General features: G+C 54.3%; 20 protein-coding genes. 4 read left to right on the forward strand and 16 right to left on the reverse strand.

All coding sequences use genetic code 11. From position 1 onward, the window contains the following. Positions 1 to 130 precede the first annotated feature (130 nt). Both AC3Y2E_RS10420 and AC3Y2E_RS10425 read left to right on the forward strand, forming a co-directional pair. Positions 131 to 1,876 carry an ABC transporter ATP-binding protein gene (locus AC3Y2E_RS10420; protein WP_379209830.1) on the forward strand — a complete coding sequence of 582 codons (1,746 nt, stop codon included), beginning with the start codon at positions 131 to 133 and terminating at the stop codon, positions 1,874 to 1,876. Continuing rightward, the gene (locus AC3Y2E_RS10425; protein ID WP_379209832.1) at positions 1,873 to 3,666 is read left to right on the forward strand and encodes an ABC transporter ATP-binding protein; all 1,794 of its coding nucleotides are present in this window, start codon (positions 1,873 to 1,875) and stop codon (positions 3,664 to 3,666) included. The genes AC3Y2E_RS10420 and AC3Y2E_RS10425 overlap by 4 nt, the downstream gene beginning before the upstream one ends. Positions 3,667 to 3,714: 48 nt before the next feature. Here AC3Y2E_RS10425 and AC3Y2E_RS10430 read toward each other — a convergent pair whose 3' ends face one another. From AC3Y2E_RS10430 to AC3Y2E_RS10465, 8 genes are all read right to left on the reverse strand, one after another. Continuing rightward, positions 3,715 to 4,128, reverse strand: coding sequence for an NUDIX domain-containing protein (locus AC3Y2E_RS10430; protein WP_379209834.1), 414 nt, complete (start codon positions 4,126 to 4,128; stop codon positions 3,715 to 3,717). Positions 4,129 to 4,246: 118 nt separating this feature from the next. Next, the gene (locus tag AC3Y2E_RS10435; RefSeq protein ID WP_379209836.1) at positions 4,247 to 4,663 is read right to left on the reverse strand and encodes a hypothetical protein; all 417 of its coding nucleotides are present in this window, start codon (positions 4,661 to 4,663) and stop codon (positions 4,247 to 4,249) included. A gap of 332 nt (positions 4,664 to 4,995) precedes the next feature. Continuing rightward, positions 4,996 to 5,586 carry a TetR/AcrR family transcriptional regulator gene (locus AC3Y2E_RS10440; protein WP_379209838.1) on the reverse strand — a complete coding sequence of 197 codons (591 nt, stop codon included), beginning with the start codon at positions 5,584 to 5,586 and terminating at the stop codon, positions 4,996 to 4,998. A gap of 29 nt (positions 5,587 to 5,615) precedes the next feature. Continuing rightward, complete coding sequence (locus tag AC3Y2E_RS10445; protein WP_379209840.1) at positions 5,616 to 6,395, reverse strand: DNA alkylation repair protein; 780 nt, start codon at positions 6,393 to 6,395, stop codon at positions 5,616 to 5,618. Beyond that, complete coding sequence (locus tag AC3Y2E_RS10450; protein ID WP_379209842.1) at positions 6,392 to 6,847, reverse strand: VOC family protein; 456 nt, start codon at positions 6,845 to 6,847, stop codon at positions 6,392 to 6,394. The genes AC3Y2E_RS10445 and AC3Y2E_RS10450 overlap by 4 nt, the downstream gene beginning before the upstream one ends. Positions 6,848 to 7,021: 174 nt before the next feature. Beyond that, a complete protein-coding gene (locus AC3Y2E_RS10455) occupies positions 7,022 to 7,420 on the reverse strand; it encodes a VOC family protein (RefSeq protein WP_379209922.1) in 399 nt (132 codons plus the stop codon). Positions 7,421 to 7,560: 140 nt separating this feature from the next. Beyond that, positions 7,561 to 11,202 carry an Ig-like domain-containing protein gene (locus AC3Y2E_RS10460; protein WP_379209844.1) on the reverse strand — a complete coding sequence of 1,214 codons (3,642 nt, stop codon included), beginning with the start codon at positions 11,200 to 11,202 and terminating at the stop codon, positions 7,561 to 7,563. Positions 11,203 to 11,802: 600 nt separating this feature from the next. Further along, complete coding sequence (locus AC3Y2E_RS10465; protein ID WP_379209846.1) at positions 11,803 to 12,258, reverse strand: CBS domain-containing protein; 456 nt, start codon at positions 12,256 to 12,258, stop codon at positions 11,803 to 11,805. Positions 12,259 to 12,427: 169 nt separating this feature from the next. Here AC3Y2E_RS10465 and AC3Y2E_RS10470 point away from each other — a divergent pair, with 169 nt between their 5' ends. Then, a complete protein-coding gene (locus AC3Y2E_RS10470; protein ID WP_379209848.1) occupies positions 12,428 to 12,862 on the forward strand; it encodes a MarR family winged helix-turn-helix transcriptional regulator in 435 nt (144 codons plus the stop codon). Positions 12,863 to 13,088: 226 nt separating this feature from the next. Here the strand turns inward: AC3Y2E_RS10470 and AC3Y2E_RS10475 are convergent, their stop codons facing one another. The 6 genes from AC3Y2E_RS10475 to AC3Y2E_RS10500 all read right to left on the reverse strand — a co-directional run bounded on the left by AC3Y2E_RS10475 (position 13,089) and on the right by AC3Y2E_RS10500 (position 20,992). Beyond that, positions 13,089 to 13,385 carry a hypothetical protein gene (locus AC3Y2E_RS10475; protein WP_379209851.1) on the reverse strand — a complete coding sequence of 99 codons (297 nt, stop codon included), beginning with the start codon at positions 13,383 to 13,385 and terminating at the stop codon, positions 13,089 to 13,091. Between the two features lie 721 nt (positions 13,386 to 14,106). Continuing rightward, positions 14,107 to 14,385, reverse strand: a complete 279-nt coding sequence (locus tag AC3Y2E_RS10480) for a DUF2277 domain-containing protein (RefSeq protein ID WP_190931293.1) — start codon at positions 14,383 to 14,385, stop codon at positions 14,107 to 14,109. Positions 14,386 to 14,547: 162 nt separating this feature from the next. Further along, a complete protein-coding gene (locus tag AC3Y2E_RS10485; protein ID WP_379209853.1) occupies positions 14,548 to 16,473 on the reverse strand; it encodes a putative phage tail protein in 1,926 nt (641 codons plus the stop codon). Between the two features lie 76 nt (positions 16,474 to 16,549). After that, the gene (locus tag AC3Y2E_RS10490; RefSeq protein WP_379209856.1) at positions 16,550 to 17,524 is read right to left on the reverse strand and encodes a LacI family DNA-binding transcriptional regulator; all 975 of its coding nucleotides are present in this window, start codon (positions 17,522 to 17,524) and stop codon (positions 16,550 to 16,552) included. A 386-nt stretch (positions 17,525 to 17,910) separates the two neighbouring features. After that, on the reverse strand, positions 17,911 to 19,257 hold the full coding sequence (locus AC3Y2E_RS10495) for an extracellular solute-binding protein (protein WP_379209858.1): 1,347 nt from the start codon (positions 19,255 to 19,257) through the stop codon (positions 17,911 to 17,913). A gap of 262 nt (positions 19,258 to 19,519) precedes the next feature. Then, a complete protein-coding gene (locus tag AC3Y2E_RS10500) occupies positions 19,520 to 20,992 on the reverse strand; it encodes a glycoside hydrolase family 88 protein (RefSeq protein WP_379209860.1) in 1,473 nt (490 codons plus the stop codon). 336 nt (positions 20,993 to 21,328) lie between these two features. On the opposite strand from AC3Y2E_RS10500, the gene AC3Y2E_RS10505 reads away from it, so the two are divergent. Next, a complete protein-coding gene (locus AC3Y2E_RS10505) occupies positions 21,329 to 22,141 on the forward strand; it encodes a helix-turn-helix domain-containing protein (protein WP_332071540.1) in 813 nt (270 codons plus the stop codon). A gap of 240 nt (positions 22,142 to 22,381) precedes the next feature. Here AC3Y2E_RS10505 and AC3Y2E_RS10510 read toward each other — a convergent pair whose 3' ends face one another. Further along, positions 22,382 to 24,391, reverse strand: coding sequence for a sensor histidine kinase (locus AC3Y2E_RS10510; RefSeq protein WP_379209863.1), 2,010 nt, complete (start codon positions 24,389 to 24,391; stop codon positions 22,382 to 22,384). Beyond that, the gene (locus tag AC3Y2E_RS10515) at positions 24,388 to 25,050 is read right to left on the reverse strand and encodes a response regulator transcription factor (RefSeq protein WP_379209865.1); all 663 of its coding nucleotides are present in this window, start codon (positions 25,048 to 25,050) and stop codon (positions 24,388 to 24,390) included. Before AC3Y2E_RS10515 ends, AC3Y2E_RS10510 begins: the two co-directional genes overlap by 4 nt. Positions 25,051 to 25,235 lie beyond the last annotated feature (185 nt).

The following is a 25,235-nucleotide window of genomic DNA, read 5'->3' on the forward strand; positions in this document are numbered from 1 at the left end:
TGATGGGAATACATTGTCTCGTCGTCCCTTTGACTCCGGGCGCGCTTTGCTTGGAGTTTTTTCCATTGGCATGTCCAGTCCAGGGGCAGTCGGACAAAAATCATTGTCAAAAGCAACATGGAGGTGCGGCATGCCGCAAAATAAACCAAGTTCGATCACCTGGCTGCTCCGATATCTTCTGCCGGTTAAAGGACGAATGCTCGTCCTGCTGCTTCTGCTGCTGACGTCTACGGGGGGGCAGCTCCTCAATCCTCAGATTATCCAGCGATTTATTGACACCGCATCCAGCCAAGGCCCCTTGGACAGCTTACTGACGCTCGCCGGAATTTTTCTTGTCTTGGCGGTTTGCAGCCAGCTTCTAACGGTGTTGTTAAGCTACCTGGGCAACGATGTGGCGTGGAGGGCGACCAACCGGCTTCGGGCCGATCTGCTGAACCATTGCCTGCGTCTTGACATGCGGTTTCATAACGTGAAGACGCCCGGAGAAATGATCGAGCGCATCGACGGCGACGTATCAGGAATGTCGAATTTCTTCGCGATGTTCGTCGTCCAGATCGTCGGCAGCTTTATTCTGCTCGCCGGGATCTTAGGCTATATGTTCGTCTTCAACTGGCCGATCGCCATCGTGATGACGATATTCACGTGCGTATCCGTCGGCGCGATGTTCGTCATTCGCGATCTGGGCGTCAAATCGTCCCAGGCGGAGCGCGAAGCGAGCGCAGTGTTATTCGGCTTTATCGAGGAGCGGATTGCCGGCATCGAAGATGTGCAGACGAGCGGCAGCGTCCCGTACGTGATGAGACGGTTTCATCTCGCCATGCGCAACGTGTTCGTGCGGGGACGCAAAGCCTGGATGCTGCGCGTCGTTCCCTGGAACGTAACGGTATCGCTGTTTGCGGTCGCCGTCACTGCCGTGCTGCTGATGGGCGTGCATCTGTATATAACGGGACAAGTGACACTGGGTGCTCTGTTCCTGATCTTTCAATATACGCAAATGTTAAACGATCCGATCGAACAGCTTGGCAACCAGATGCAGGAGTTCCAGAAAGCGAAGTCCGGCATGCGCCGTTCCCGTGAGATCCTCTCGATGGAAAGCGAAATCCGCGGCGGAACGGAGGATTCGCTTCCCGAAGGCCCTCTCGCGGTGGAATTCTCCCATGTAAACTTCAGCTATAACCAAGGCAATCCGGTTCTGCGGGACATCAGCTTCCGGCTGGAGCCGGGCGAACGTCTCGGCCTGATCGGGCGCACCGGCAGCGGCAAAACGAGTATCAGCCGGCTGCTGCTTCGCCTGTACAACCTTAACAGCGGCGTCATTCGCATCGGCGGAGTCGATATCCGGACGCTGCGGCTGGAAGTTTTGTACAGACGCGTCGGCATGGTTACGCAGGACGTCCAGCTGTTCGACGGGACGCTGCGGGATAACCTGACCTTATTCAACAGCCGGATGTCGGATGAAGAGATATGGGATACGACCGGCAAGCTGGGCTTGCGTCCCTGGATCGACAGCCTGCCGCAAGGCTTGGATACCCATTTGAAGGCGGGAGGCGCATCCCTGTCGGCCGGCGAAGCGCAGCTGTTCGCGCTTACGCGCGTATTTCTGACGAAGCCGAGCCTGGTTATTCTGGATGAGCCGTCGTCCAGACTCGATGCGGCAACTGAAGCGGCGCTGCAAACCGCAGTCGACAAGCTGATGGAGCAATGTACCGGAATTGTGATCGCACACCGGTTATCGACGCTGGAGGCAACAGACAAAATTATGGTGCTCGGCGGCGGGCGCATTCTGGAATTCGGTTCGCGGCAGGCGCTTGCGCAAGATCCGAAGTCCCGTTACGCGGAACTGCTTCGAGACGATCGACAGGAGGAGTTGGCATGACTGTAAGCCGGTTTCTGGGGCGGCTGCTTCGTTTTCGGCTGTCTTTGTTTGTAATCAACGGACTGCTATGGGGAGTGTTCCACTCCATGCCGCTGCTCGTCGGTCTTGGTATGCAGTGGTTTTTCGACCGGGTGGCGGCCCCCTCGCAAGGCTACGTCTGGCTGGCGGTCCCGTTAATCGTCGTAGCCCTCGTCCGTTTTACGAGAGTTGGCGTATTTTTTATCGCCTTTTATAAATGGGTCACGTACTTCTATCATGTTCAAGCGCTTCTTCGTACGAATATGCTCGCCGGTATTATGCGCTGGCCGGGACGCAATCTTCCCGCTTCGCCTGGAGAAGCGATGACCCGCTTCCGGGAGGACGTCAACGAAGCGGTCGAATATGTCGAATCGTGGGTAGATTTCTGGGGACGCCTCTCGTTCGCCGTCATTGCAATCCTCATCATGGCCGGGATCAACTGGCAAATTACCATCGTGGCGATCCTGCCGCTCGTCGTCGTTTCCCTCATCAATAACTTGTCGGGCAACCGTGCGAGAACATACAACCAGTTGAGCCGCGAGGCGTCCGGACGCTTAACCGGATTTATCGCCGAGACGTTCGGCGCCGTACAAGCGATCAAGCTCGGTCAAGCGGAGGAGCATGTGCTGAACCGCTTTTCGGTGCTGAACGAGGCGCGCCGGCATGCTGCGCTCAAAGACAATTTGTTCAAACAGTGGATGCGTTCGCTGAATCAGCACGTGCTGACGGTTAGCACAGGCATCATCTTGCTGATGTGCGCCGCCCAGATGCAGGCGGGCCGGTTTACGGTCGGCGACTTCGCCCTGTTTACGTCGTACCTGACCATGTTCGCTTCCAGCATCTCGCTATTCGGGTATATGGTGTTTCAGCATAAGCGGCTGAAGGTGTCGCTGAACCGGATGCGCGAGTTGTTCCGTCCCGGCGAAGAGGACCGCGTCGCCGAGTACAGCGAGCTGCATATGTACGCTTCCCCGCCCGAACTGCCCGTTACCGCCGACCAGCGGGACGACCGGTTCGCCGAACTGGAAGTAACTGGACTTTCCTATACGTATCCGAACTCGGATCATGGTATTACCGATGTGAACTTGCGGGTTAAGCGCGGGCAATTCGTCGTAATAACCGGCAGAATCGGCTCCGGCAAATCGACTCTTCTCCGGACGCTGCTCGGGCTGCTGCCGGGTTCGGAAGGGACCATCCGCTGGAACGGTCGCGAGCTGGATGAACCGGCAAGCTTCCTCATCCCGCCCAGAACCGCCTACACATCGCAAGTGCCGCGGCTGTTCAGTGATACGCTTCGGGACAATATCGTCCTGGGGCACGAACCGTCTCCCGGTTCTCTGGATCGGGCGATTCGGCTAGCCGTAATGGAAAAAGACGTCGAAGACCTCCAGCTCGGTCTCGAGACGTTTGTCGGCCCGCGCGGCGTGATGCTGTCCGGAGGCCAGATTCAGCGGTCGGCTACCGCGCGGATGATGATGACCGAAGCGGACTTGTTCCTCTTCGACGACCTGTCCAGCGCCCTCGACGTGCACACCGAGAAGCAGCTGTGGGAACGATTATTCGCAGAGCGCGACGTTACTTGCATCGCCGTCTCCCATCGCAGATCGGCCTTGATCCAGGCCGACCGGATTTTCGTTATGAAGGACGGCCGGATCGAGGCGGAAGGAACGCTTGCCGAACTGCTCCAAACTTGCGCCGAGATGCAGCTTCTGTGGAAAGGCGAAGAAACAGCCGCCCCCGACCATGTCCCTCAGATGGCGCAGCCGATATAGCTAATGCATACGGGGAGCTGGTAACAGCTCCTCGCGTGCAGATCCGGCTTACCGTTCCGGCTGCCGCTTCGACGTCATATAATCGATCAAAAATTCGCGATCTTCCGGGTAAGCGTGACTACAACCGCTCACTTCGTCCGGCGTTCTCCAGCCGACATGAGTAATGATCCCGTCGGGATCTGCGATTCTCAACTCGCCGCCCGTCACCCGAACCTCGAAATAATGCGTTTCCACCCGAATGCCGCTCGCTGTCTGTTTCCTTTTGACAAACAGCTCGCCTACAACCTCCGCCTCGTATCCGGTTTCCTCTCTTACTTCCCGTACACAACATTGCCGCAGCGTCTCGCCCGGCTCCAATCCTCCCGACGGAACCGCCCAGTCCGTCCCGTCTTCGCCCTGCACCATCAACAGCTGGTGATGTTCATTCAAACATACAGCCGCGGTGCCTGTCCATTCTTTCATGGAGTTTGCTCACCTCCGTATCGTTTATCCATTTGAGGTTGTTCGCTTTACAACAGTCCATATCCTTCCGATTATTTACGATAAATCGTCAAAGGACTGTCATCAGCTGTTAAGTCGATCAGTAATGCCAAAAGTTAATACGATTACCAGTCTCCCAATCAATATGGAAGTGAGCAAGCGGCTCGGCTGATCGGCTCGACTTCAGATGAATGAGCCCTCTCTGCGGGAAAGCAAGCGAGCTCATCTTCTCCGCTTCTGATGCGGGGTCCTGTTTGCCGTTCCAGGTCGGCCACTTCAGTTCGAGCCCGAAATGTTTCGTGTACCAGTCGATTGCCCGCTCGTGCTCTTCGTCCTTCACATAAATATAACCGCCGTCCCACGACATGCGCGGAGGTCCGGTAATTTCGCCGCCTTCTGCCGTAGTCTCGGCCGTCACGCGAAACGACTGAACGGTAACGTTCGATCCGTGAGCGGAACCGATCCCGATCTGCCCGGCCGCGTCGCGGTAATCCCCTTCAAAAGATGTGCAGCCCATCGTCCGCCTGGCCGATCACACAGGCTCGTTCCAGCAGTTCATAAACTAATTCGCGCGAACTATCCATCGTTCATTCGCCTCCGATTGGCAAATTAGACAAAAGCACAAATCCTGTTATTGGTATATGCTCGCCAGCATTCCATATTCCATAATTACCCATTTATCATATTAAACATATGTTCTCGTGTAAATAATAAAAGCTTCTAAACGAAGTCTTACCCACGATGAATGACCCATCGCCAGCGGAGGCTTTTCATGTTTTAACGATTCAGTAAACTTAACATTCTTGCTTTAACGGTAAAAAAGACCGCCGTAGCGATCTATCCAGCATATTATACGTTTCGCTTAAATCCGTTCAGCATAAGCGATACGGCCGTCATGGAGTCGGCTAACGCCTGCTTCTCGTCGGGCTGCTGAGCGATCCAGAGCGCGGCTTCATTCAGCGCTCCCGAAATGACGGGAGTGAGCGCATCTACGGACACCGGTTGAAGGATATGCTCCCGTTCCAGCAGTTGGAGCTGTTCGTGCAGCAGCCTCACCGAATTTTGCGAATCCATCGTGCGCCACACCTCCCAGCCGAATACAGCAGGGCCGTCTATGAGCAGAATCCGCTTGTGCTGAGGCTCAACGGCGGCCGTAACGAATGCCCGGCAGCCGAGCAGCAGTTGCTTCCACACATCGTCGCTTTGAGCGGATTCGGTCAAGATTCGTTCCGCGATACGTTTCTGCACGGATTCCAGCACGGCGTGGAATATTCCCTTTTTGTTGCCGAAATGGTGATACAGAGCCCCGCGCGTTAGCTGCGCTTCGCTTGCGATATCTTCCAGCGCCGCATCCGCGTATCCTTTCCTCGTGAATACTTGTCCAGCCGTCTCTATTAGTAAACGTATCGTTTCATTCGTATCTTCCTTGCTTCTTCTCATCCTTCCTCCTGCTCCTGTTCCGCTGTAGTTTACAGTTCGTTCAACAGCCGCAGCGCGTCCCGGTCTTCGGATTTCACAAGCGATCTCAGCGAATGGCGGACCACCCATCTGTAGGAATCCCCGCCAAAAGCTTGATGCTCCCGCAGCCAGTCCAGCACAACTTCCTTATAATCTTTCGCCAGATCGTTCAGGTGGTTGGCGACGGACTTGCGGACATAAGGCGCCGGATCGTGAAGCAGCGGCTCCAGGAGCGCCAGATTACAGGCCGGATCTCCCCGCAGCGCGCCGATCCGCTTCGCCCAAGGAAGCCGCGGCCGGGTTCCTTCGCTGACCAGACGGCGGACGTGAAAGTTCGCATCCTGCGACCAACTGCCAAGTTGCCCGATACTCTCCTCCAAGTATATATCCAGATAGGGCCGTATGGCATACTCCGCCGTATGCCGCTTCGTAATTTCGCAGAGCGCCCGCATCGATAGCTGAAAGTGGTCCAACCCGTACTTTTCTACAAAATAAGCGACCGGCATCAGGAAATACCCGTTCGTAAACATCCCCTCGTCCGTCTCGTTTTCCGGACCCAGGATGTGCATCAATATTCCGATACTCTCCGTGTAATCATCGGGCAATGCCATCTTCAAGCCGTCGGCAATGACCGCAACTCTCCCTTTCAGCTCAAGCGGACCGACTAAGCCGGCTACAGAATCCACGAACGAACGGACCGGAAATTCCGCATAATGGGGCTTAATCAAATCCGATAAACGCTGCGCCAGTTCGGCTCCGAAGTACAACTTCAATGGCTGCGTACCGCTCATGCGCTTCCGCCGCTCTCCGGATCGCCCGACCATATTTTCTCTGCATATTGGCCGCTGTGCGCCTCCGTGGGCGGAATGATCTTGATCACATCAAGCAGCACGCCGCTCGGATCGCTTGTTATAAAGTGGCGCTGTCCGAACTCCTCGTCGCGGATATCGAGCTGCAGCGGAAGCTTTTCCTTGCGGATCAGCCGCTCATACTGCTCATCGACATCGTCAACCTCGAAATTGAGAATCATCCCCTGCACCGGCTTCCGATATGCCGCGGGAACCGTCGGATGAGTCGGGTCCAGCAAAGCCAATTCGAACGGCACGGTGCCGCGCGTCAATTTCAAGCTCACATACCAATCCGCTTCAAATACAATCTCGAACCCGAAATACCGGGTGTAAAAGGTCGCGCTCTCCGCGATCCGAGTCGTCATAATGACGGGATAAAAGCTTGATACATGCATACGATGTTCCTCCTTGGATTGTTCGGATGCATTCATTCTAACATACATACTGAATGTATGTATATGACCAAAAAAAATATTCATGTTTCACGTGTGGTCAGCACTGCAACGGCCCGAACCGGGGAGCCGTCGTCACCGACGGTTCGCACTTCCTTCACTTCAGTTAGAGTTGAACTACGGCTGCTCAGTCGTTGAGTTGTAATTGGAAATCTCTATCAGATTTCCATCCGGATCTCTAATATAAACGGATGTTATCGGTCCTAATGCCCCCGTTTTTCCTACAGGCCCTTCTTCAATAGTTACTTTGTAATCCGCCAAATGACGAATTACATCGTCCATAGGAACCTCTGTTATAAAACATAAGTCAGCGGTACCGGACATAGGCGACTTTGCTTTCGGCTCAAATTCTTTGCCTGCTTCGTGCAAGTTGATCTTTTGCTGTCCAAAATGTAACGCTTTTCTCCCTTCTCCAAAAGGAATAACCTTCATTCCTAAAATGCGGGAATAAAAATCACATGTTTTTTCTATATTAGTGACAGTTAACACCAGGTGATCCAATCGACTAATATTTATTCGAATCCACCCCTATTCCGTTGTTATGATCCTCTATTAATAATACGACTTTCCATTCCAGGGTCCTGCACGTTCGGCATAGTAAGCAGCCGATTGTAGGCGCAAAGAGAAAAGCCGCGATTTCACGCGGCTTTCCCCGTCTAGTACCATCGACGCTGAATGTCTACGATCGCAGCCATCATCAACTCGGATGCAGCTTCTGCCGAGGCCCCGGTCTTGCGAAACCGGTCCAGGTCTTCCATCATTTTTTGTATAAAATGAGCGGCTTGCTTGCTGTTTCCTATTCCATGATGGTGTTCCGCCTGCCGTAAGCTGTTATCTAGCTGGCGGTACAACGCTTCGTCCATTACTCCTGACGTGCGGTAGCCGGTTAACATCGACGTGACCGACTGTACGGTCGCCCCGGCAACCGTAACTTCCACCGGAGCCGAATATTCCCCTTCCCCGGTCAGAGCCCGTACGGCGGCGACGACATATACGTACTCAGCCCCCCCGGATACATCCTCGTCCGTGAACGTCGTTTGCGTAACCCCTCCGGCAATGCGCACATAGCGGTTCAGTCCCGTATCCATCCGGTACACATGATAAGACTCCGCTCCGTCGACTGCCGTCCAGCTCAGCTCCGCCGCTCCATGATCGCCGCTGCCGGTCAGCGCAGCGGCTGCGGGCAAACCATAGACGCCTATCCGCATATTGTCCCAAAATACACTGGTCTGCGCGGTCGAAGCCGTTTGCGTGCCGATTGCGTTCATGGAAGCCGGAACGGTCCAGCCCGAGCCGTAAAAGAACGGAATCGTTCCCGCCAGCTGACCGTTGATGGATATGGACGCGGTTTCATTCGGGACGTCTACTTCTGCTCGAATGTTGTACCACGTATTCGGTGAGAAGCTGTTGTTCGCAGGCAGCGCAGTATAGCCAGCCGCGGAACGATACGAGAAGCATGGTACAGTCGGGCAGCCGACGCCGTTATATACCAGAATCTCTACATGGGCGCGATTGCCGTTCATCACCTTGAAGGCCCGGATCGGCGTGACACTCTGCGGCAGCATGAAGTCCGCTTCGGCTGCAAATAGACCGGACTGCGGCGGAATCGCCACACTGGCCACTGTCTGAGCCGTGGAGGAATCGGACAGCTCCACGGCAAGTGACGACCCATTGCCAGTCGAGCCCGGCGGCACAGCCGATACGATCGCATAATTCGTTTCATTGCCAGGAGTAGCTACAATACGCGGCGGCACGCGCGAGCCGAGGGTTGCGGTCTCGAAGTCTTCCGCTGTCAGCGCAGTGAGCGGATTCGTCCCGAGCAGTGCTCCGCTTGCTTCCTCGGAATAGTCGAAGCTTTCACCGTACGTATTCACTGCATGCACAACATAAAAATAGTTCGTTCCTGCCTCCATACTGTTGTCCACAAAATGACCGTAAACCGAAGAACCGACAGTACGGTAGGGTCCGCCGCTGGTCAAGCTGCGTTTGACAGTATACGAGTCCGCCCCGCTCACAGGCTCCCAGCTCAGCCGTACATCGCTTGCTGAGCGAGACGCTGTCAGCCCGTGCGGCGCTTCCGGCAGCGGCGGGATTTCGTTGAAGACCACATGGGAAAAGCGCGATGTATTGTACCGTAGTCGCAAAGTCGGTTCTTGGCCCGGATCGGCTGCAAGACCGATATAGGCGGCTCCGCTCGGGAACGTCGTTTCACCCAGTTTCGTCCAGTACAAGCCGTCCTGTGAATGAGAAACAATGACCCGTTCGCCGTAACGAAGCAGCTTAAGCCAGTGGGAGAGCGGTACGCCCGCCTCATACGTTGTTGTCTGAATCGTGTTACCTGTGCCGCTGCGTCTCAGCAGGGCGGGATCGAACTTTTGCGCGTTCAGATCAAGCGCGAGCATGACCATGCGCGAATCGGAGGCCAATGTTTGCCGCAGCATAATGCCGGCTTTGGCTTGCTGGTTCGTGCGGGTAATCTCGTCCACGCGAACGATAACTTCCCCGTTGCCGGAAAGCGGCCGGTACATATAGTGAAACGCGTCGGCGGTGCCGCGGATCGCTCCTCCGCTTTTAACCGTATATTCGCCGTTTGTCAAATCCGCGTGTCCAGCCAGATCGGGCGTACCGATGTCCGCCGAGCTCCACGGCGAAATCGATCCGGTATTATGAATGTAGACCGGTCGCGCAGGCGTGCTCGTCGACGTCCCGCTGTCGTCGATCGCTCTGGCCGTGATGCTGTAGGTCCCTTCCGGAAGCGAGCTCCACGTGTACGAGTACGGCGCGCTGAGCGCCTCGCCCAGCAGCACATCATCAGCAAAAAACTGCACCTTTGCAATCGTGCCATCGCTGTCGCTGGCCGCCGCTTGAATCGTCATGCTGCCGCCGGCCGTATGGAACGAATCGAGACCCGGGCTTACGATGCTCACCTGCGGGTTGTTCGAGCCATTGCCCATGATGCCGTTCAAATACTGCTCCAAATTCGTATACCCGTCGTTATTCATATCGCCGTTGCGGTCGGACGGATGATTTGGGTCCAGACCATGCAGCAATTCCCACGCGTCCGGCATGCCGTCGTGATCGCTGTCCAGCGGAGCCGTCCCGCCCTGCATCGCCGTATAGCCGCCGACTTCGCGCTGAGAATCGATAATCCGGCCCGTGCGCTCTTGTACTTGCGCCATCACGCGAGCGTCTGCGGAATCCCGCTTCGGTAAGGTTGCGCCGGCATCGGCCAGCACAAGTTCATAAGCCTGCTCAGCGGTATGCGTTGTGACCGAGGTCGTCGGGTACGCCGAAGAACGCGGCACCTCGGCGGGCGAAAACGTTACGGTTGCGCCGGGATTGATCACGCCCAGCATGTTGTCCGCCGTTACGGCTGCCGAACCGTCCATGTAATTGCCGCTAATATGGGCGGTCGAATTTTCTCCTCCGGTAAAAATCATATTTTTACGCGCCGTCTGGGTTGACGGGCCCCACTTGTAGTAATTGTTCACCATATTAAAATCAAGGCCCTGCCCGCTATGGCTCGTAACCGATCCCCAATCGTAAATAACGTTGTTGCGCAAGTCGATCAGACGGTCATTCGGGTATGGAGGCTCCATGTACGTCATAAACCGCGGATTGCGGTCGCTGTTGTGCGTAATCAGATTATGATGATAGCTTGTCCCGCTGCCCCATATGCCGCCAAAGCCGTGGCTGCCCTTGGAGTGAACCGACGTATTCAGCGCTTCTCCGATGACCGACCATTGCACGGTAACGCTTTCATTCGGATAGGCGGAAAAGACTTCATCCACCCCCCACAAAAACGAGCAATGATCGATAATAATGTTCGTGCTGTTGCCCATGTAAAACGTATCCGCTTCCAAATTGTTCCGGTCGCCGAGTCTGAAGCGCATATGTCGCATAATGACGTTGTCGGTATTGGACAGCTGCACAGGGCGGCCGATCACGGCAATCCCGTCTCCGGGTGCAGTCTGGCCGGCAATAGTCAAATTGGAGCTGGTAATAGTAAGCGGCGAGTTCAGCTCGATCGTGCCGCCTACGCGGAACACAATCGTGCGGTTGCCCTGACTGACTGCCTCGCGGAACGAGCCGGGACCGCTATCATTCAAGTTAGTCACCTCGTACACGTCTCCCCCGCGTCCCCCGGTCGCGTACATGCCGAAGCCTTCGGCTCCGGGAAAAGCCGGTATCGGACCGCTTGCGTAAGCGGTTTCATTAGAATCCGGCCAAATACAAGTTGCGCCGATTGCAGCCAGCAGTAGCGCGGATAACCCGATGCGTTTTTTCATCGTTCTCATTTCACATATCCTCCCTGCTTATCGGATATCGGTTTTGTCCCATACTGTCTCTCCTGCTGAATAAGCTTACCCTAGCTGAACAAAGTTTTGCCGTTTGCGCCGCACGTTCCGTGTGCAACGCTATGAACGTCCGTGATCACCTCCGCATCTGGAACCCGAAACCCGATTCTTTAGAAATCGATTACTAAATACGAATACGAATTCCTTTCTTCAAACATATTTAGGATTAATCCATATGACTCAAGTACATTATACGTATTCTTAAATCACATTGGCAACCCTGTTTGTTAACTTTTTTATCTGCAGCATTTTTACAAAATAGATCCTGATGGGTCGCTCTAATTCAAATGATTGTTACTTATGCCCCCAAGATTGACGGACGGCCTTAACCGTTTTGGCAAAAAATAAAAAGCCGCTAATTCATGCGGCTTTCCCGTCTTGTTCCACGATCGCTGACAAAGTCTTATCGCTGGCCCGGTATGGACTTGATTTCTTGTCCATTTCGAAATTGTCTGCACAAATTGTTTATGGCGAACAACGCCTTCCAGACGAAAAAAAACTCTTCCAGCCATTCCTCCGATTCGTTTGGCCGAAGCGGTCTTACATAAAATACTTAAAGGAGTGGCGGATAATATCGCCGCGGCTGATAATGCCGACAAGCACTCCATTCCGTTCGACGGGTACTTTCTTGATTTGTTTCCGGCCCAGTATAGCCGCTATATTTTCGACTTCCTCGTCCCAAGGAACAGTCACCGGTTTTTTCTTGCCGATCTCCATCACGTTTACCTTCATCAGCTTGCGCACCCGCTCGTCGTACGCCTCCTCGTCTCCCTTGACGACGGCCGTAAACGTCAGACTGCTAATAATCATATCGTCGTGTTTACCGATATAACGCATAATATCACCGTCGCTTACGTAACCCTTAATTTCATTCCGGTCGTTGATAACGGGCAGTCCGCTGATCCGGTGATCGATAAATTTCTCGATGACCGCACGGACCGTGTCGTATTCCTTCACTTTGTACACCGGGCTGATCATAATATCTCTCGCTTGCATTCGCGTCCCCCCCGCTTCACGATTCCTTTTCATGCAAACAAGTTGTATAATGAAACTATCTATATAATTGTATTATACAACCACTTGTCAAGTTGTCAATCACACCCTGCTTGTTCCTATGGTATGATGGGACTAGCGTTACTGGATTCATGTAAGGAGGCGTTTTTTCTTGGAAGAGAAGTTGAACGATCAAGCATTAGAGATCATCGAGGTGGAATTGTCGATCTTAATACGCCGGATTTCTTCGTTCACCACCTATAAAAAAATCGGGAGCCTGGATCGCTCCGCCTATTTGCTGCTGCACCAAATCTCTTCGCACGGCTCCGCCAGCGTCAAAACGCTAGCAGACGAATTTCATCTGGATGTCTCAACAGTAAGCCGTCAGACGGCGGCGCTGGAACAGAAAAGTTACGTGTACCGGATTCCCGATCCCGTCGACGGGCGTTCCTATTCGTTGCATATTACGGAGCAAGGTGCGGCGGCATTGACCGAAAACAAACAGGCCAGGCAAGAGCGCGTAGCCGAGCTGCTGAAAAGCTGGTCCACCGAAGATCAGCTGATGTTCGGCCAGTTGCTGATGAAGTTCAACCGCACGTTCGATTAACGGGAGCGAGTCGGACTTAAGTCTGCCGCTTCCCGGCGTTCCTCATTCGAAACATTGGTATATCTTATGTGATCGGAGGGAACAGTGATTCATTCCAAAGCTTTTTGGGTTCTACCGGATGCAGCATGCAGCTTTTTCCCGAAACGACAAAAACACCCTATCGCTTCATACTAACGATGTTTCGATGGGGTGCCCGGATAGCTCTAATGTCTGGTTATCCAATGGTTTAAAGCCAGATCGGCAGCAGCAGCAGTACGGCGGAGACCGTAACCAAGCCTCGTGTCATGGCTTTGTTCAATTTTTTGTTGTTCACCGATTTGAACCAGCCTTTGAACTGAAAGTAGTTCCGGTACAATACCAGGAACAAAAGCAGATTGCCAGCCGTCATCGTCCAATGGTAGACGGGGTAACCGAATACGGCTTCGTATACGGCTCGTTCGACCCCGCCAAGCACCAACAGGCTCAATATAAGCAAAATGACGAGCCGAATCATTTCCAGCACAAACGAACCCCATTTTGCCAATCCTCCTCCCCCCCTTTCCCACTTTCCTTGAATATGCCGCCTTCTACATTATATAACGACGAAAAACAACAGTAAGTTGCGTTTATTAGGGCTAGCCTTCATCCAGGTTCCGTCGTAATAAAGAACGAATGAACAAGCCCGTCCCGGCAATACATCCAGACGGTCCTTTTGCGTGAAACCTCATGCATTTGTGAATGGGAGGGAACGGATTCCGTAGCTCCAGCCGCTCGTTGAGGAGGTTTTGAGGTAACAACTCTACTCCAATAAAACACGTTACCCTCCTTCCTATGAGCAGATCATGTCTGGCTTCGCTGTAACGAAATAGGCACGAATAGAAAAACAATATAGGAGTCTCTGGCCCCCTCTATTTTCGGCATTTTCGCCAGACGAAAACAAATAGAGGCGGTTTGCCCCCTTATTTCTACCTACTGGTCGCGTCTGTACCCCTTTCACGGGTTTTGGCAGCTTCAAATCGCTCTTCTTTCACCGTTCAAGCGGAATTCGGACAAAATAAAGGGTACAGACCGCTCCTATTTTGCTCTTTCCTCCCTATAAGCAAGCCCATAGTCGAACGGCCACGATAAGCGACTTGCGATACTTCCGACACCTGCTGACTTGTCAAGGGAAGAGCCCCCTGGTCGCTTTAGCACGGTGAAGAACTTAAAGATTCGGTTCTATTGAAAAAAGCCCGGTAAGGGCTTTTCTCACAAGGCGCTATATACTACTCGTCAGCGGTGCCGAACCGCTTTGCGTTTCGGGCCCGGGCGCGTTCGATCTCGATCTCGCGGTTGCGGGGCTCCGCATTCGTTACCAGCGATCCGAGCAGCTTGCGGGCTGCTTCCGTTACTTCTTGGATCGCTTCTTCAAACGCCGCCTGATTCGCCTTGGACGGCGTATTGAATCCGGACAGCTTTCGGACGAATTGCAGCGCGGCCGCTTGGATCTCCTCGTCGGTCGCAGGAGGATCGAAATTATGCAACGTTTTTATATTTCGGCACATAGGTACTCCTTTGGACAGCCGTTTTACTGCCATTGTACTATATACCGGTCTTCACTTCCATTCCAGCGGTATTTATTATAGCAATCCGCTCAACAGATATCGATTACTATTCTACTGCAACTGCGAACAGCGAAGCTCTCTATCCGTCTTCCCGCCTCCCGATTAGAGCGCCTCCGCCTGCCAATGAATAACGACGCCGCTGGACGCGACAAGGACGTTGTTGTTGAACACAGCGAATGTCGCCACGCCGGAAGAATCCAGCGAGACAAGCCGGCACCATACGTTTTCAGCAGCATCCTCCACCGTCGCCGTTACGCTAAAGCCTTTGGAGTAGGCTCTCAGTCCGAGCGGGATGGCTACTTCTCCGGCAGCATTCGTCGTACCGGCATACCTGCCTCTCGCCGTATAACCTTGTACTCCGGTAATATCGTTGCCTTGACCTTGAACCGTGATCGTACCGCTTACGAAGCCGCGAAGCTGGTTGTCGCTCCCTGTGAGGAGTACGTCACCGTCGATGTTAACGTCCATGACGTTGCGGTTTCCGGCGATCAGCAGCTCGTAGCCGGCGCAGTTGGCGGCAACGACTTCCAACTTGTTGTTCGACCCGTACACGGCGACTCCGTTGCTCCCCGCTCCGGTAACCGTGACGCTGCCCCGGCAAAAGCCGCCCGAGAGAACGCAGCCGCTCTGTGCCGGGCTGTCGATCAGTAAATCGATTACTTGATAGCTGTACCGGATCATCGCTCCGGTGCCCGCCGTTCTTCTCATCACTCCGCGGTACACGTTGTGGCCTTCGGCGGACGATTCCGTCAGTTCTTCGACTCCTGCCCCCTCGGAGGTGCCGTTTATCGTGAAGTCGTAAGTTGTATAGCTTGCTCCCTGCGACCAAATGCCCCGGCCTACGTTTTTGGACGAGAAATCGAGGCGGCCGAGCGTCGGATTGTTCGCCTGTGACGTGCCCTTGATCGCATGTACCGCATACCCGACATTTTCCATATACAAGGCCGACAGATTAAATCCTTTGGCCGTATTTTGCATCGAAACGCCGGTTTGCATGCCCCGGATGACGTTGGCAGCCCCGACAACGCCTTCGCATTCGGCATCGGCAGTGTCCGTCGGCTTGCCGTATCCGCTCAGACGAATCCCGTGGCTGTTGCCGCGAATTCCGTCAACTCCATTGCCGACGATCATCGAGTACGACGCCCCGATATTCTCGATCGCCATCTTCTCGATATTACGGAAGCTGTTGAAGGCAGCGACTCCGTACTCGTGGCGACGGCGCGGCAGATGAATGCTTCCGTAACCGAAAGAGATCCCGAGTGCGGCCGTATCCACCTTATTAAGCATCACCCTGTTGAATTCCCCGCCGCCGAATTTGATCGAAGCGTGATTATTGGCCGTCCCTCCCCCGGGACTGCTCGAATCCGGCTGAGCGAGCCTGAAGCCGACGACATCCTTGTAGCTCGGTCCCGGTACGCCGGTAAAATAAACGATCGAATGGTCGACAGCCGTCTGCACAATCTCCGCATTCCAGGCGTAGAGCGACGACTTGGCGAAAATTTCAGCGGATATCGACGTTTCTCCTTCAAAGTGAAACGTTTCTCTGCGCCCTCCCGCAACCAGAGCAGAAACAGTGTTGACATCAACCAGCAGGCCGATCGCCATCCAGCATCCGAGGCCGGAAGGGTCGGTTTCGCCGGCACGCTGCAAAAATCCGGCCAGATTGTTCATATCGAATGGCACGGTAGGACTGACGATCGTCCCTCCGTTATGAGCGGATTTCGGACAATCAGCGTCCCAGTAATAGATGCCGCCGCCCGTATCCGTGCCCGGCATATAGCCGATCAGATGCACCTGCCGACCCGCATACTCGCCTTCATAACCGTTCAAGTCGGCTATGCTGTCCAATGCCAGCACCCGCTTCTTCAACATGTCGGGCAAACCTCCCGGCCCGCCTCCGTACATATGTCCCGTAACCGTTCCTTGCTGAGCGGAGGTGACTTGGATAAATTGCCCCGTCGCAAGCGCTGCGCCTGCGACACCAAGCGCCGTCAGAATCGATCTGCGGCTCATCTTTTGTTCGGACATTCGAATCGCTCCTTCTTTGTAATCGTCCGGGAAGTGCTCCTGCTCCATAACACGGGCAACAATTCCGTGTTACGAGTCAAGGCGCCGCCGGCTTTACCGATTGACGCACGGTCAGAACCGTCTCTATCATCAGGTCAAACGAATCGGATTCGTCGGCAGGCTTCACGATCCCGGTCAGCATATCGAACGCTTTGGCGGCAATCTCGCTTGCCGAAGGTCCGACGGTCGTTATCGGGACGGGAAGCGCTTCCAGCTCGGGGATATCGTCGTACACGATGATCGATACATCGTCGGGAACGCGCACCCCGTTTTTTCGCAGAACATGATCCACCTTTAGATACACCGCGTGTGAATCGGCTACGAGTGCGGTAGGCTTTTGTTCATGTTCAAGCATGCTTCTCATTTTGGCTTCAAAATGTTCGTCGTTCGGGTGCACGAGATACTCGCGGCGAAAGTCGAGCCCGCGCTCGTCGCCGGCCTGCATAAAGCCTTCCAGCTTATCGTTGTATCCGCCCGCGTAAGCGATGCGTGTATGGCCTTGCCCGGCAAGGAAGCTGACCGCCTCATAGATGCCCTTTCTCCGGTTGATCGAGATCGTCAGAGCGCCGTCCATTTTTTTGCCACCGATCAGCAGCAGTTTGCCTTGGAAAGCCTCCTTTTCTGTCAAAAATTCGCTGGTTGGTTCCCAAGTGGAATGGCACCAAAATATAACGTTATCCGCGAAAACCTGATTAAACACGCTTAAGGCCGCTGCAGGCTCGTTCATCGAGATGATCACATTGAAATCGCGCTTAAGCCCTTCCGCATGAAGCTCCATGCTGAGGTGATAAAAAAACTGTCCTTTGATGGACGGCCAAATCAGACCGACGTGGCGCGTCTTTCGATCGACAAGTCGTTTGGCGGCAAGGTTGGGCTTGTAATTCATTTGGGCGGCAATCGCGAGAATCTTTTGTTTGGTCTTTTCACTTACCCCCTTTCCGTTATTCAGTGCGTTGGAAACGGTTACATGGGAAACGCCAGCCGCTTTTGCTATATCCTTGATCGTAACCATCTCTGTCTCTTCACTCCTAATCCGTTATATGTTCATTATATTAAACGTGTAAGTATCAGTAAATAGCGAATTTCAATGAGAGTATAATAAATTAATTAAACGCGTAAGTTCTCACTCGTTTGTGTCCGCACGCCAAAGAGCCGGAAATCGCACAGCGGATCTCCGGCCCTTTCCCCACTCCTATTTACCCCATCTGTTACCCGAACATGATAGGACCTGACTTTAAGACTGACTCTCCCTGCATTGGTGCAACTTGCGTGGCCGTTCGATGATCGCCGCTTTCCATACAAGCCGTTTCTCGATACTGAAACCTGGAAGACAAATAGTTTGCCTGCTTAGCATCTTCGCCATTTGGAAGGTTAGCGTTGTGTGCCGCTCCTTGCCGGTCACTTCGTCCCGGTAGTGGCGATCTGCTCCTCGATGCGCTTGTTCGATGTCGCCTCGGCTTCACGCAACGCTGTGTTGACATCTTTTTTTCCTGTGACCACTTCGGCAAATACGGCTTGAATGCTCGTATCGGCGATCGCGTAATATGGCGAGAACGGAGGCGCGGCCGCAAACTTATCGGGGAAGAAGGCAGCGATATTTTTCCCTTTGTAGTTTTTATTATTTTGTCCGAACGCCGCTTGAACTTCCGGCGTATTGATCGCCGGCGTAAACCCTTCCTTCGCCAGCTCGATCTGAACCTCCTGCGAGGTAAGGTATGCAGCGACCTCAAAGGCGGCCTGCTTCTGTTTACTCGTGGACATGACGTACAGATAGTACGGATCGACCGATGACGCTATAGCCGGCGCTTCTTTATAGGAAGGCATCGGTGCGACGTCCCAGTTCAGAACTTCCGTATCGGGCAGCCGCCGGGCGACATTCGTATAATGGGGATACATCGCCAGCGTCTGGTCCTTGAAAAACATAGTTTCCAGATCGGAGCCTTTCGCCATCCTGTCCGTCGCTTCGAATCCCGGTATGGTGAAGAATCGTACCCAGTTGGCGAAGATCGTCTTCACTTTGTCGTCGAATACGGATTTGTTCGTCTTCGGATTGACAAGCTCTACAGGAAGCTGACTCGTACGATACTGCCACAATATATTGGTGCCGAGCCCGTAATATTTGATGCCGCCTTCGAGCCGGCTCAGTTTAACCGCCGTATCGTACAGTTCATCGTAAGTCATGCCTGCTTTCGGATAAGGAACGCCGAATTTGTCAAAAAGCGTCCGATTGTAGAACAGCACCTGGAACTGGGTAAAGGCCGGCAGCCCGTACAAACCTCCCTTGGCGATATCGCGCTGCGTATCGATAATCGTCTTGTCGAACCGGTTCAAATCGAATTTGCTCGCCTGAATCATCTCCGTCAAGTCGGTCTCCAGATTATAATCCAGCACCATCCGGCGCGTGCCGGACGGAGTGACGAGCATCAGGTCGAACGGCGTTCCGGCCGTGATCAGCTGGTCGAGCGGCACGCTGCTGTTCGGGATCAGCTTGGGCGTAATATGCGGGAATTTCTTCTTGATCGCGTTCCCGTAGAGAGCGTCGAACATCTCTGGAGTCCAGTTCGATTGCCCGCCATACAAAACGATTTCGATCGGCTCCGGCGGCTTCGCCTCCGCCTGTTTCCCGGCCGTCTCCGAGCCGCCCCGCTCGCCCTCCCGACTGTCCCCGCCGCCGCTGCAGCCTGCCGCCCCTATGGTGAGCATGGCTGCGCATACCATACTTATACCTGCCCGATATTTCCTCAAAACGATCCCTCCGTTACGATAATGACAAAGCATAAATAAAGCGCTTTCCTAATTACACAATCCTGAATCACACGAATTCGATCTTTCGACTGCCAGCGGAATAACGCGCCGTTCCGAAGTAAACGCTGCCTTCCTGCGCTCCAATCCACCGGCGCGTTCCGCTAAGCCGTATTGCCAAGTCGCAAAGCCACCGGCGTCCGTCCCTAACTCCCTTCCTCAGGCACAAGGCACGCTTGGCGGATTCCGACTTTCCCCTTAACTTTTATTCGGGCTTCCTTACATCCAAAGACGCATACAGCTGTGCCAGCAGCCCCATCCCCATCTGCGACAAGACGCGGTATCCGCAAGTTTGCAGCTCGATCCCGCCCGCATTATGCTGGGTAACGCCCGATAAAATGCCGTCCGGCGTCAGGTACGACTGGATCTCTGCGAGCGCTTTCTCCGCCGCTTCGTAATGCCGCCGTTCCAGCAGTCCTTCCTTCGCACCGAGCGCAAGTGCGGCGGCAATCCCGGCCGAACCCGACGTTTCGATGCCGGTATCCGGATCGTCGAGGAACGAAGTCCAAACGCCTTCCGGCTGCACCCATAGCAGGGCGACATCCGCAATCCTGCGAATCTCCCGCTCTAGTTCGTTCAGGGCAGGCAGCTGGCCGAAAGCGGAATATTTCAACTCGTGCCAGGTTCGCGTCATGCCAAGCATATACCAGGCATACGCCCGCGACCAGTTGCGGAACACGTAAGCGCCCGTCTTCCGGTTGTACCTCAGGAACAGATGAGTGCCCCGGGCCAGCGCGTCGCGGCGTAGCGTCACCTCGCCGATCGCCCGTTCCGCCAAAGCCGCCCGCTCCAGCTTCGCCGCAACGACGGCCAACGGATATGCGACCGTATACACGCCTTCCGCCGTGATCGTGTCTCCGTCGACAATCGCACCACCTCCTACCTGAAGCCGGGCCTCCCAGAACGAGAGGGTCCGCGAAATCAGCGGGTGATCGGGATGGAGCTTGGCGATAACCGCAAGCGGTAAAGTCGCTTCGATCGTGGTCAGTTTGTCATCCGCCGCCTGACCGTGCAAGTCTTCATACCGGAGACTTCCGTCCTCGCTTACATATTGCCGAAGATGCATCCCGATAGCCGGATCGATCCGTTCCGCTCCGACAGACGGACGCAGCGCGTAAAGTCCGTCCAGCACGCAGCCTTCCAGCCAGCCGAAAGGCTGCAAGGAGGACAACGAGGCGAAGCTGTTCACAAACAGCCCGGTCCCCCGCGCCCCGCCCCCAACGAGCAGATGGGGGACAAATAACCGGCGCGTGTCATCGCCCTGCAGCTCATCGAAAATCCATAAAGGCTGGCCTCCATCGGCTATTCTCAGAACGACGCCTTCCCGAAATGCCGCCGCCGTCCGCTCCCCGTCCAGGATAAGCTCGAACGGCTGGAATGTGTACGCATAACGAATATCGAGGCTGCCGATCTTCTCGCCCGACACCCCGAGCAGCACGTCTACCTTGCACGCCGACCGGTAATCCAGCGCAGCCGTAATCCGCAGCCGGCCTTCGCTCGGGAAAGGCGGATTGGCGATCATCGCCTGCCTCTTCCATTCCAGATAAAGCTCCGATCCGGCACCGAGCATGGCCCCGGTCCAGCCGCGGGGCAGCCTTTTGCCCTCCGGCCATGCGCTGGCCGCACGATTTCCGGTCAGATTCGCCGTATAGTACACGGGAGTTTCATAATTGAACACCGCTTGCCCTCCAATGGTATAAGACCGTACGAATATAACTTAACAATTTGTAAATAATTTCCCCTCGTATGAATAACTCCGATCCCCTATGGAAAGCGTCCCCCCTCTAATAAGTGAGCCGATGATTTGGAACATATGCGGTAAGACAACGTATCTCACCATCCCGGCTTTCTTTCCATTGTAGAGATTTCCTATCGAAACTCCATTAAAAATATGTTAATACCTTAACGATATCACTATTAAAAATAGGTAAAACCGATTGCTTTTTACCGGCTGCGCCTGTAAGCTCATCGGTAGTAGGAAGATTTTCAACCAGCCGACCGGGAGGACATGCGCATGCTTCGACTGGAAAATGTAATATTCGATGACCATATCCCGAACTGGCGAAGATCCAGAATCAAGTCGATGCGGCATGTGATCATTTTTGTCGTGCAGGGAACGTTTCAGTTTGAACTGGACGACTTCCACACCGAGCTTACCAAGGGGGACATCCTGTTCGTTCGCCCGGGGCCCTATCGGTCCGGCACTAACGGCCCGTTCCCTCCGCATCAGAAATATGTAGCTCATTTCCAGCTTGACGAGGCTTCCAGGCAGCTATCGGCCCCTCACGGTTCCGAGAAAGGGTACGTCATCTACAAAACAAACCGGGCCGAATATTTTCGCCAGCGCTTCCATGCTCTGCATCAGGCGTGGATAGACAAAAGCGCATACCATGAATTTGTCTGTCACGGACTCATCTCGGAAATATTCGGCTCCATGCTCCAGGAATTGGACCGAAAAAACATCGCTTCTTCCAAACTCAAACTTGCCCGCCAGATTGAAAAACATATCCAGCAGCACTTCAAAGAAGAAATCCGGCTCGAACAGCTATGCGAGCTTGTCCAGCTGTCGCCCAACTACGTGATCCGCATCTTCAAGGAAGTGTTTAACCAGACGCCGCTTGGCTACATTCACCAGCTGCGGGTTTCCGTGGCGCGGGACATGCTGCTCCAATCGGATATGACGATCCACGAAATATCGAATTACTTGGGTTTCTGCGATCCGACGTACTTCAATCGCGTATTCCGGAAAATAACCGGCTATCCGCCCTCCCAGCTGCGCAAAGAGCGAAAAGAAGCGGAAGCTGAAAGCGTCGTCCGGAACCGTTGAGAGGATACGTCTTGCGTAAAGGGAGCGGCTTCGAAAACGCAAAAAAAAGCCGGCTTGAGCTCTGAAAAGCCCGAACCGGCTCGGCTGAACGCACCAAATAACGGGTGCTAATCATTCCTATTCCCCGCGATTATCGCATATGCTGCGGCTGTTGAATAGCGGCTCCCCAGGCAGCAGCATGTGCATGATGAACTAAGCCCGTCGAATGATCCGGCGGCAAGCTCCTTGTTCCACGACGGGTCAATGCAGAGGCAAGCGGATGGACAGCTCGCATCCCATCGGGGTTCCATCCGCATCGGCGGAAGAACGGATATAAACTTCCCCTCCGAGCAATTCCACCCGTTCCATCATGGCCGATAACCCGAACCCGGGAACGGCGGACCCGAACGGCTCCCCGTCGCTAATAAGCTGAAAATGCAGCGTATCCGCCGCTGTTCGAATCGAAAAGCGGACACAAGCGCATTTGCCATGGCGAATGCCGTTGGTCAGTCCCTCCTGAAGCGCATGATACAGCACTCGTTCCGTCAATGCGCCAAGAGCCGGAGCGGGGGGAAGCGAGATGTCCGTCTCAATCTGAATGTCCATCGTATCCTCGGTATATTGGATCAGCTCCCGCAGAGACGACTCCAGCGACATCGGCGGATGGTCGTCATCCGCTTTCATGATTCGGACCGCCTGGCGAATATCATTCAGCCCTTTGCGGACAAGCTCGCTTAACAAATCCATCTTTTCCATGGGAAGACCGCCATTGCGCTCAGCCAGCGTTTTCGTCGCTTCGATCTGCACGATCGCCGCCGTGAGCGTATGTCCCACCACGTCATGCATCTCGTAAGCGATCCGATTCCGCTCTTCCAAGACGGATTTTTCGGCGAGCGTTTCGGCTTTCTCGCGAAGCGTGAGCGCCAGGTTGCGGTTGGCCTGCTCCAGCTCGCCTGTACGCGTATGGACCAGCTGCTCCAGATTGCGGTGAAACTGCTCCAGCTCCTTGTTTTTCACGAGAAGTTCCGCGGCGCTGCGCTCCGCCTCCTGATGAACCCGGCGCACCCTGCTGACGATAACCATGGACATGCAAATGATAAATAAAAACAAAGCATTGGGCAGCAAACCTTCACTGATCCTGTACCAATACGTTTGCGAACTCAGCCATTCGGTTAACAGCCCGGGCATCGTATACAGGACCAGACTGCTGGTCGCACATAGTGTAAAGGTGGAGTTTCCCCGCATCAGCCATAGCTGCTCCTGACGTCCGACGGCTGCACGGTCGCCGTTCGCCGCTTGCGGCGCCCATAATTTGTAGTGCGTAAGCGCATACGCAACGATAATAAAGCCGGCCACCGCTGCAGTCGCGTTGCCATAGATCCGGTACTCCATATACAGCCGCGGCAGCGTAATCGCAGCAGCTACAGACGCCAGCCCGTACACCCCCATCATCGCATGCACGATCAGGATCAGCGGCCGGCGGCCGGCATTAAGCGCGCTGGTATAAAACCCGATACAGCCCCAGATCGCCAGCGGGGTTAACAGCTCATTCCAGTAGTACCCATGCTCCATGTCGATAAACCATTGCATCAGCCGGCAAGAGAACAGAAACGATAACCCCATGGAGAGATTGAACAGCGCAAACCATCCGTACAACGTCACCTTGCGCCGAATAAACATGGCCAGCCCGACAAACCCGGCAGCCACGCTTAAAGTGCCGTATATCACAAAGGTCAGCTCCGAACGGATCAGCGCATACAATATTTGATCCGGTTCGCCGGCCAATACCCAATCGTTGCCGAACAAGGCGTCGCCTTCCCACTCCGTCCGGATCAGCAGCTGTTTTCCTGCGTCCTGCGGATTGATCTGGACCGGATGTATCAATTTCGTGCCGTTGATATGGTCGCTCGCGTTGTCCTTATGAAACCGGTAGATCGAATCCTGATTCAGCAAAACCTCAAAATGGGTAAAACGGGCTAAAAATAAATACGGATTCCGCCAGTTCAGCTCGGGCAAGGTGCGCTGCAGCCAAACCGTTCCTTTGTACCCCTTCAACAGAAGCCTCGTATCGGCATTAAAGGGCTTCCAGACAGTGTCCTCCGGACGTTCCGGACCAAAGCCGATTTCCCACTGCCCGACAAGCGCGGCATAAGGCTCGCGATGGTCGCCGACCCGGCTGTTCCGCTCCAACATCACTGCGGGCAAGAAGGTGCAGAAGACGAGCAGGCAGACGAGACACCACAGGAGAAGGGAAATGCGCTCTCTGTTCATTCCATCAGCAAACCTTTCAGAATCGAAATCGCGTTCTGCCGGTCGCTTGTCCCGAGTTTATTGTAGATGACGCTGATGTAATTCCGCACGGTTCCTTCGCTCATAAACAACATGGAGGAAATTTGTCGATTCGTATATCCCTCAATCATCAGAACGATAATTCTCCGCTCGCGCTCCGTGAACGCATATCCGCGCTCCTTGATCTTGGCCTCGTCCAGCGTGTCCGCCCGTTCTTCCGACAATACCGACAGCTTGGCGGCGAGCCTCGAAGCCACTTGGGCGGGCAGGATGACGTTCCCGTTTTTCGCTTCATGAATCGTTTGCACGATAATTCTGGAGGGCATGTCTTTCAGCAGAAAGCCATCCGCTCCGCCCGCCATCGCGTCGACAATAAACCGGTCCTCCGCAAAGGTAGTTAACATAAGCACGATCGTGTCCGGCAGCTCGCGTTTGATCTGCTTCATCGCCTCAATGCCGTCCATCAGCGGCATCTTGATATCCATCAATACTACATCCGGCCGGCATTCCTTTGCCATTCGCACAGCTTCCAGCCCATTTTCGCACAGGCCTGCGATATTCAGCCCGTCCTCCGCCTGAAGAATCGTCTGCAGTCCTTCCCGCAGCAGCCGCTGGTCATCCGCTATAAGGATCGATATCATGCCGTATTCACCTTCTACCCTTCCTTTGTTCGACGCATCCTTACCCTATTGGTAAAAAGTGTATCAGACACCGGCTGAATCGTATAGGGGAAAGAAGCAAGCCAGAAGCTAAACCCGATCGCGGATTACGCGAGGGTTACTTCCAGCTTGCGATGTCGTTGTAAGTCCTCTCCGTGCGCAGCCAC

Source organism: Paenibacillus sp. MAH-35, from assembly GCF_058135425.1.